This window comes from Mycobacterium kyorinense (assembly GCF_002101735.1).
GTDB classification, from domain to species: Bacteria; Actinomycetota; Actinomycetes; order Mycobacteriales; family Mycobacteriaceae; genus Mycobacterium; species Mycobacterium kyorinense.
Map to the genome: position 1 here is coordinate 21,228 of NZ_LQPE01000100.1, position 6,443 is coordinate 27,670.

Consider the following 6,443-nt stretch of genomic DNA (forward strand, 5'->3'; position numbering starts at 1 on the left):
AGCGGACGAGTCGGGTGGCGCTGGCCAGGCTCGCGATTAATCTGCTCGTGTTGGTGGCTGCACGTCGCGTCCGGAAAAGCTTCCTACCACGTCGCATGTCTCTCGACGCGGTAGGCGTTCGGGAACCGAGATTTCTTGAGCCGCTTGAGTTCTTGCGTGTCAGTGCTGGGCGCTTGCGGTCCTATTGATCGACTCAGACATGCAGCGTTGGCCGGTAGGTGAGCTCTTGGATATTGCCGTCGAGCGTTCGGCTCTCGATCAGCTCGAGGTCGAAGTCGGCCGCCCCCTGAAAGATCGGGTCATCACCGGTCTGACCGGTGATCACGGGGAAGAGCGTCACCTGGACGCGGTCGACCAAGCCGGCGGCCATCAGCGCTCGGTTCATCGACAGGCTGCCGTGCGAGCGCAACGGCACCTCTGATTCCTGCTTCAGCTTGGCGACGACGTCGACGGCGTCGCCGCTCACGAGAGTTGCGTCGGGCCAGTCGAGAGGTCCACCCAGCGTCGTGGACACTACCGTCGTCGGCAGATGCCTCATCCGGGTGACCCAGGGGTCGCGGACCTCGGATTCCTCGCCACTCTCCGCCAGCATTTGCACGAACGCCCGATATGTGTTGGCGCCAAACACCATCCGCTGCTCCTCGTTGTACACGGCAAGGCGGTGGTCGAGCAGTTCGGGGCCTTGCTTGCCCCAGTAGCCGCTCCAGTCGCCGCCGCTGACCCCGCCGAAGCTGTCGAGGCTGGAAAAGACGTCGAAGGTGTAGGTGGCGGTCATGATGCTCTCCTCGATCCGGGTGAAGGCGTCTCGGGAATACAGACTGGAAACCACGGCGAAACTCATCGCCCTTGGACTCCTGGGCTGCCTACCCGCGTAGGCGAATCGTCAATTGCCTGCCTCGATGGCCGCGACTTGCGCGGAAGCGGTGGGTCCGCAGGAGAGCGGGAGCTCCACTCTGCCCGCGGCAAGCAGATCGTCGATGCGACGCTTGAGGTCACCGGAGGAGAGATGGGCATAGAGGTTCGCGCCAGGGCAAGAAGTTTGGGCAAAGTCACGATGGCCCGCCAGCGTGCCGGTGGTGATTCCGAAAGTGTGGGCGGCCCAAGCGAACGCGAGAGCGGCTCCGTGAAGCTGTGCCTCCGACACAACCTCCTTGTCGAAATCTCCTAGGCAGAGGACTAAGAAATGGCCTGTGGTGTCGTAGTCGGTCGCCGTGTCTCCTGCGATCTCGGTGCTCCGTAGTTGGTAGATGTTGCCGTTGCGGTCGACGCCGATGTGATAGGCGATGTCGATCCAGCCCAACTGGTCTTGGTGGTAGCGCTGGTCTTGGCGGAGGCGGCCTGGGGCATTGCGGTTGTCGCCGAGGACGACTGCCTCGTGGTGGAGAGTCATCCGGGTGATGGTGTGGCGCCTCCCGCCGGGCCGGGCTGGTCGCGCGCTCCATGCGTCCCGGCATAGCAGGGGCGCCGAAGTGGCAGCTCGGGCTTCACTCGAGCAGGCGCTCACCATTGACGCCAAGCCGACGCCGCCTGCCAGCCGCAGCATTTGACGGCGGTTGACAGGCATATTCATGGGGCTATGACCCTTCAGTGACCGGTGAACATCGGGGGTCGGCGCTCGGCTGCTGCTGTCACACCCTCGCGGAAATCGGCGGTCGCCTGCAGTCGGGTTTGTTCTTCAAGTTCACGTGCGGTGGCCGCCGCGACAGCTTCGGCGAGTCCGGCGCGCATGGTGGCACGGATGCTCACCAACGCCAGGGGAGCCGCTGCGGCGATGCGCTCTGCGAACCGAATCGCCGCCGGGCGCACATCACCGTCGGCGGCCAATTCATCGACCAGCCCTGCCGCGTAGGCGATTCCGCCGCCGAAACGCTCACCGGTGAGCACCCACTCGAGTGCTTTTTGCGGACCGACGACGCGCGGCAACGTGGCGGTAATCCCGAAGCCGGGATGAAACCCGAGCCGGCTGAAGTTGGCCGCGAATTTCGAGGAGGGCGCGGCCACCCGGAAGTCTGCGCTGAGCGCAAGCCCGAGGCCGCCGCCGATCGCGGCGCCGTGTACCGCTGCGACGACGGGCTTGCCGGTACGGAACAACCGGATGGCCTGAGCGTAAAGCTCACCGGGTGACAAGCGATCCTCGGCGGGCCGTGAGAAGTCGGCGCCGGCGCAGAAGTGCTTTCCCTCGGCGCACAACACAATTGCCCGGCATTCGACGTCGTCGTCCAGCCGCTCGTAGGCGTCGGCGAGGTTCTTGATCAGTGTGGTGTCAAAGTAGTTGTTCGGGGGTCGATGGATCTCCACCACCGCCACGTGGCCGGCGGATTCGACGGTGACATCCGTTGACGTCATAACGCTTCCAGAAATTCACGCACTGCGGCATTGAACGACTCGGGTTGGTCCATGTTCGCCGCGTGCCCCGCGTCGTCGATGACGACCTTGCGGGAATTGGGAATGTGGCGGTGCATGTAGTCGGCGCTGGCCAGGAAGTCGGTGTCGTCGGCGCCGACGATCACCAGCGTGGGCACGGTGATGGTGTCGAGCGATGTGATTACGCGAGCGTCCGTTTGGGCCATGACACCGCGGGCGGAACGGGGCAGTCCTTCGGGATGCTGGTGCACCGCCTGCTTGAGTTCCGCTGACATGTCGGCCGGCGTTTCGCCCCGCTCGAGTTGCTGCGCGCGTCGCTCTACCCACGCGTTCCACTTGGCCCGTGCTTCGTCGTTGCGATAGCCCGGCCCCGTGTCGACCAGCACCAGCGCGGCTACCCGCTGCGGGTAAACGAGGTGAAAAGCCAGGGATAGGTAGCCGCCCAACGACATTCCGCCGAGCACGGCCCGATCGGCGCCCGCGGCGTCGAGGATGGCGGCCATGTCGGCGACGCTGATCTGCTCGCTGTAGCGGTCCATGTCGTCGGGTGCATCGCTGCTGCCGTGGCCGCGCTGCTCCCAGACGATCACGGGCCGATCGGCGCTCAACGCAGCAATATTCGCGTCCCACATGCCGGCAGTCGCGCCGAAACCGTGCGTCAGCAGAATAGGCACGCCCGAGCCTCGCGGGTTGTGCACCTGGAAGGCCAGCGTGACCCCGTCGTCGCGTCGCAGTCGGTTCATTGCACGACCTCGGAGCCGGACTGGATGGCCGGGTACAGGGCGTCGGCGCCGCGGGCCACCAGGGCCGCGCCGAGCCGTTGCGCCCAGCGATGATGTCCTCCGGCTTCGTCTTGCCAGGCCCAGAGTCGACGGGTCAGATAATGCAAGGGGTACTCCTTCGTCATACCGATAGCGCCGTGCGTCTGATGGGCGGCTGCGGTCACCAGCCGAGCTGCCCGGTCGGCGAGCATTTTGGCGCAACCGATTTCGAATCCACCGCGGCCGCACTCGACCGCTTCGACGGCACCGTCGAGCGCCGATGTGACCACGGCGGCCTGCTGGTGGAGGGTGACCAGATGGGTTTGCACGGCCTGGAAACGACCGATGGGACGCCCGAACTGCTCACGTTCGCGGCTGTAGCGCAATGTCATCGCCGCGATGGCACTGATCGCGCCGGCCATCAGCGCGACCCGCCCCAGCGCGATGCGCTCCCAGAGTACTTGTTCGGTGACTTCGTCCGGCGCGTCGGCGCGTGCGGTGACTCGCTGGCCGTCGAAAACCACTGTGTCACGCGGCTCCTCGGCGATGTTAACCGCGCGGCTGACCGCCGGGCCGCCTGATGGTGCAGCCGGGCCGGGCGCGAGCACCACAACGCCGTCGACGAGTCCGACGACGTGTTCGGCGCGGTGGCCCCACGCGACGGCGGGCACCGTACCGTACAGCCGATCACCGTCGAGGTGGAGCGAGGTGCCAGGCGGCAGTGCCGTACGAACACCCTCCGGGAGTGCGAGACCTACCGAGGCCAGTAGCCATCCGCCGACCAGTCCGGCCTCGGCAAGGGGCACCGGTGCCGCGTGCGCTCCCGCCGCACGGAGCAGTTGGACGGCGTCAGCGACACTGCCACCGGCCCCGCCCAGCTCCTCGGAGACAGGAACGTCGCTGAAACCGCTCTGTTGCAACGCTTTCCATAGCTCAGGTGCCCCGCCGGCCTTTTCGGCATTGCTGACGTCTTCCCACCGGCTATGCGCGGCAAAGAGTTTGGCGGCCGAGTCATACAGTTCGTTGTCGCTCATGACAAACCTTTGGCGGCGACCGAGCGCAGCACTTCATTGGTACCGCCTCGAATGGTAAACGACGGCGACTCCAGCACGGCGCGACGCAGCAACCGGTCGAACAACGACGGCGTCTGCGCACCGCTGATGAGCTGACGATCCAACAAGTCACGCAGCGCGTTCACCACATCCTGTTCGAACCGGGTGCCCATCTCTTTGATCAGCGCGGCTTCGGCCGCGGGTGTGCCGCCGGCGTCGATTGCCCTGGCTACCCCCAGCGAAAGCCGTCGCAGCACCCAGTACTGGGCCGCGAGCTCACCGATCAGCCGACTCCCCGCGGGACCGGCGGCTAGGTCTGGGCATTCGCGGATGAATTCCTGTACGAGTAGGAATGTCGAGATCCACCGGTCCGGGCCGCTGCGCTCGAAGGCCAATTCGCTGGCGTTTTGCGCCCAGCCCTGCCCGATTTCGCCGATCACCATGTCGTCCGAGACGGCCACGTCGTCAAGGATCACCGCGGCGAAGTGATCAGTGCTGCCGTTCAGGAAGGGGATCGGCTTGACCGTCACGCCGGGGCTGCGCATATCGATCAGGAATCTGCTGAGTCCCGCATGGCGTTCGCCCTCACCGGTTCGGCATAGGGCGATCATGTAGTCGGCGTGCATGGCGTTGCTGGTCCAGACCTTGGCGCCCGACACTCGCCAGCCGCCCGCGTCGCGCACACCGCGTGTCCGCACCGAAGCGAGGTCGCTTCCGGCGTCGGGCTCGCTCATGCCGATGCAAAAACACAACTCGCCCCGGCAAATTCGGGGTAACAGCCAGTGTTTCTGTTCCTCGGTGCCGTAACGCAATAGTACCGGGGCGATCTGCCGGTCGGCGACCCAGTGATGCCCCACCGGGGCGCCCCACCGCAGCAGCTCTTCGACGACGACAAAGCGGTCGACGGCGGTGGCGTCGCGACCGCTATAGCGAGTGGGGACCGCCATCCCGATCCAGCCACGCTCCGCCAGCGCAGCAGAGAAGTCCCGGCTAACCTCGGCGCCCATCCCGAGGCCGGGCTCGAAGCTGCCCCAGGGCAGCGTCTCGGCCAGGAACGCGCGAACCTGTTCCCGCAATTGCAGCTCTGACGCAGTGAGCGCGGTGGGCGATGTGACCATGCTTGGCAGGCTATCCACATTCGTCGTGCCGACGAATGGGTTTATCCGTACGACGCCACGGGCAGCTGGTCGATAAGGTTTTCCGTCGCAGTCTCCGTGTGCGCAGCATTTGCCTCCAAAGGAGGGTTGGCCACGCATTGCCCGTTCCTCGGCGTCACCTTCAGCAGCATGCATAAGCCCATCGCCTCGGGACTCATCGTTGTGTCCCTTCGAAGCGGCGAGACAGGGTGCCCGTTCCAACTGATCAGCTTCCAGCCCTCCTGGGGACTGCCCTGGATCACGACAATGCCGGTGTTGGGCAGCGGATCGAAAATCATGAGCAGCGGATCGGGGTTCTTGACGTTCATCATCGTGCCGACCTCGATTACGAATTCGCTTGAAAATGCGACTTCAGTGATATTGCCGTCCGCGGCACGGACCGGGTTGGTCACGGCATTGCCGTAAATCGTTTGCAGCGCGTCGCGAAAGCGCTTGTCGAACACCAACCCGTTGGGGTCAGTGGAGCCCGGGGCCAGCATCGGAGCGGCGGGTATTCCGAGCGCCCACCCGAGCGGGCCCAGGAGATATAGAAGCCCCTGGAAGCTGAATTCCGGTAAGCCATCGTAAGTGCCGGCATTGATTTCGTTGAGCCCGGGCAGTACTTGCACGTTCATCCCAAGCAGGGCAGCCAACGGCGCAGCGGTTTGCTGCGTCCTGATCAACTGCGATGCGAAGAGCCCGCTGAAAGGACCCTGTGGTGCAAGTACTTTGGCGATGGCCTGCGCCTGTTGCTGACCAAGCTGACTGAGTGCAGTTCCGGGCACCGCCGTGTCGATCACGCCTGCCGCATTGTCCACCGACTGCGCGTGCCGCACGAAGTCGATGACGATCGACTCGTCGGCCAAGGCTGGCGCCGATCCGGCGTACAGAAGGGTTGTCGAAAGCAGCGCTGCAGCAGCAGAGCGGAATTGAATTGTCAGCAAGGGACGTGCGGATCGGTGCCGGCGGCCGTCGTCAATGTGGCGATGGCACCCGACAACGGCACCATGGTGGGCGCGGTTAAGAAAGCGGTCGGTCGGTCGATGGCAGATCTCCTTATCTGTGATGCGGACCCCCTGTAAAGGGGTGGATCCGGGTGGTTTTTGGTTGTTTGCTTCGTTCTCGCCCGT

General features: G+C 64.9%; 7 protein-coding genes. All 7 read right to left on the reverse strand.

Features of this window, described 5'->3' with window-relative positions:
- Positions 1 to 193 precede the first annotated feature (193 nt).
- Positions 194 to 775, reverse strand: a complete 582-nt coding sequence (locus AWC14_RS11760; RefSeq protein ID WP_045379680.1) for a dihydrofolate reductase family protein — start codon at positions 773 to 775, stop codon at positions 194 to 196.
- 108 nt (positions 776 to 883) lie between these two features.
- Positions 884 to 1,507: an N-acetylmuramoyl-L-alanine amidase gene (locus AWC14_RS11765; protein ID WP_268811714.1), complete on the reverse strand. Its 624-nt coding sequence runs from the start codon at positions 1,505 to 1,507 to the stop codon at positions 884 to 886.
- A gap of 77 nt (positions 1,508 to 1,584) precedes the next feature.
- On the reverse strand, positions 1,585 to 2,346 hold the full coding sequence (locus tag AWC14_RS11770; protein ID WP_045379653.1) for an enoyl-CoA hydratase/isomerase family protein: 762 nt from the start codon (positions 2,344 to 2,346) through the stop codon (positions 1,585 to 1,587).
- Positions 2,343 to 3,107, reverse strand: coding sequence for an alpha/beta fold hydrolase (locus tag AWC14_RS11775; RefSeq protein WP_045379656.1), 765 nt, complete (start codon positions 3,105 to 3,107; stop codon positions 2,343 to 2,345). Before AWC14_RS11775 ends, AWC14_RS11770 begins: the two co-directional genes overlap by 4 nt.
- Complete coding sequence (locus AWC14_RS11780) at positions 3,104 to 4,159, reverse strand: acyl-CoA dehydrogenase family protein (RefSeq protein ID WP_045379659.1); 1,056 nt, start codon at positions 4,157 to 4,159, stop codon at positions 3,104 to 3,106. The genes AWC14_RS11775 and AWC14_RS11780 overlap by 4 nt, the downstream gene beginning before the upstream one ends.
- Positions 4,156 to 5,295, reverse strand: a complete 1,140-nt coding sequence (locus AWC14_RS11785) for an acyl-CoA dehydrogenase family protein (RefSeq protein WP_045379662.1) — start codon at positions 5,293 to 5,295, stop codon at positions 4,156 to 4,158. The genes AWC14_RS11780 and AWC14_RS11785 overlap by 4 nt, the downstream gene beginning before the upstream one ends.
- Before the next feature lie 41 nt (positions 5,296 to 5,336).
- Complete coding sequence (locus AWC14_RS11790; protein WP_081968164.1) at positions 5,337 to 6,257, reverse strand: histidine phosphatase family protein; 921 nt, start codon at positions 6,255 to 6,257, stop codon at positions 5,337 to 5,339.
- Positions 6,258 to 6,443: the final 186 nt, after the last annotated feature.

What these genes read in the sequence shown, in the direction of transcription:
- AWC14_RS11760 (WP_045379680.1), bottom strand. Translation starts at nt 775, where the DNA reads ATGACCGCCACCTACACCTTCGACGTCTTTTCCAGCCTCGACAGCTTC.
- AWC14_RS11765 (WP_268811714.1), bottom strand. Translation starts at nt 1,507, where the DNA reads ATGGTGAGCGCCTGCTCGAGTGAAGCCCGAGCTGCCACTTCGGCGCCC.
- AWC14_RS11785 (WP_045379662.1), bottom strand. Translation starts at nt 5,295, where the DNA reads ATGGTCACATCGCCCACCGCGCTCACTGCGTCAGAGCTGCAATTGCGG.
- AWC14_RS11775 (WP_045379656.1), bottom strand. Translation starts at nt 3,107, where the DNA reads ATGAACCGACTGCGACGCGACGACGGGGTCACGCTGGCCTTCCAGGTG.
- AWC14_RS11780 (WP_045379659.1), bottom strand. Translation starts at nt 4,159, where the DNA reads ATGAGCGACAACGAACTGTATGACTCGGCCGCCAAACTCTTTGCCGCG.
- AWC14_RS11770 (WP_045379653.1), bottom strand. Translation starts at nt 2,346, where the DNA reads ATGACGTCAACGGATGTCACCGTCGAATCCGCCGGCCACGTGGCGGTG.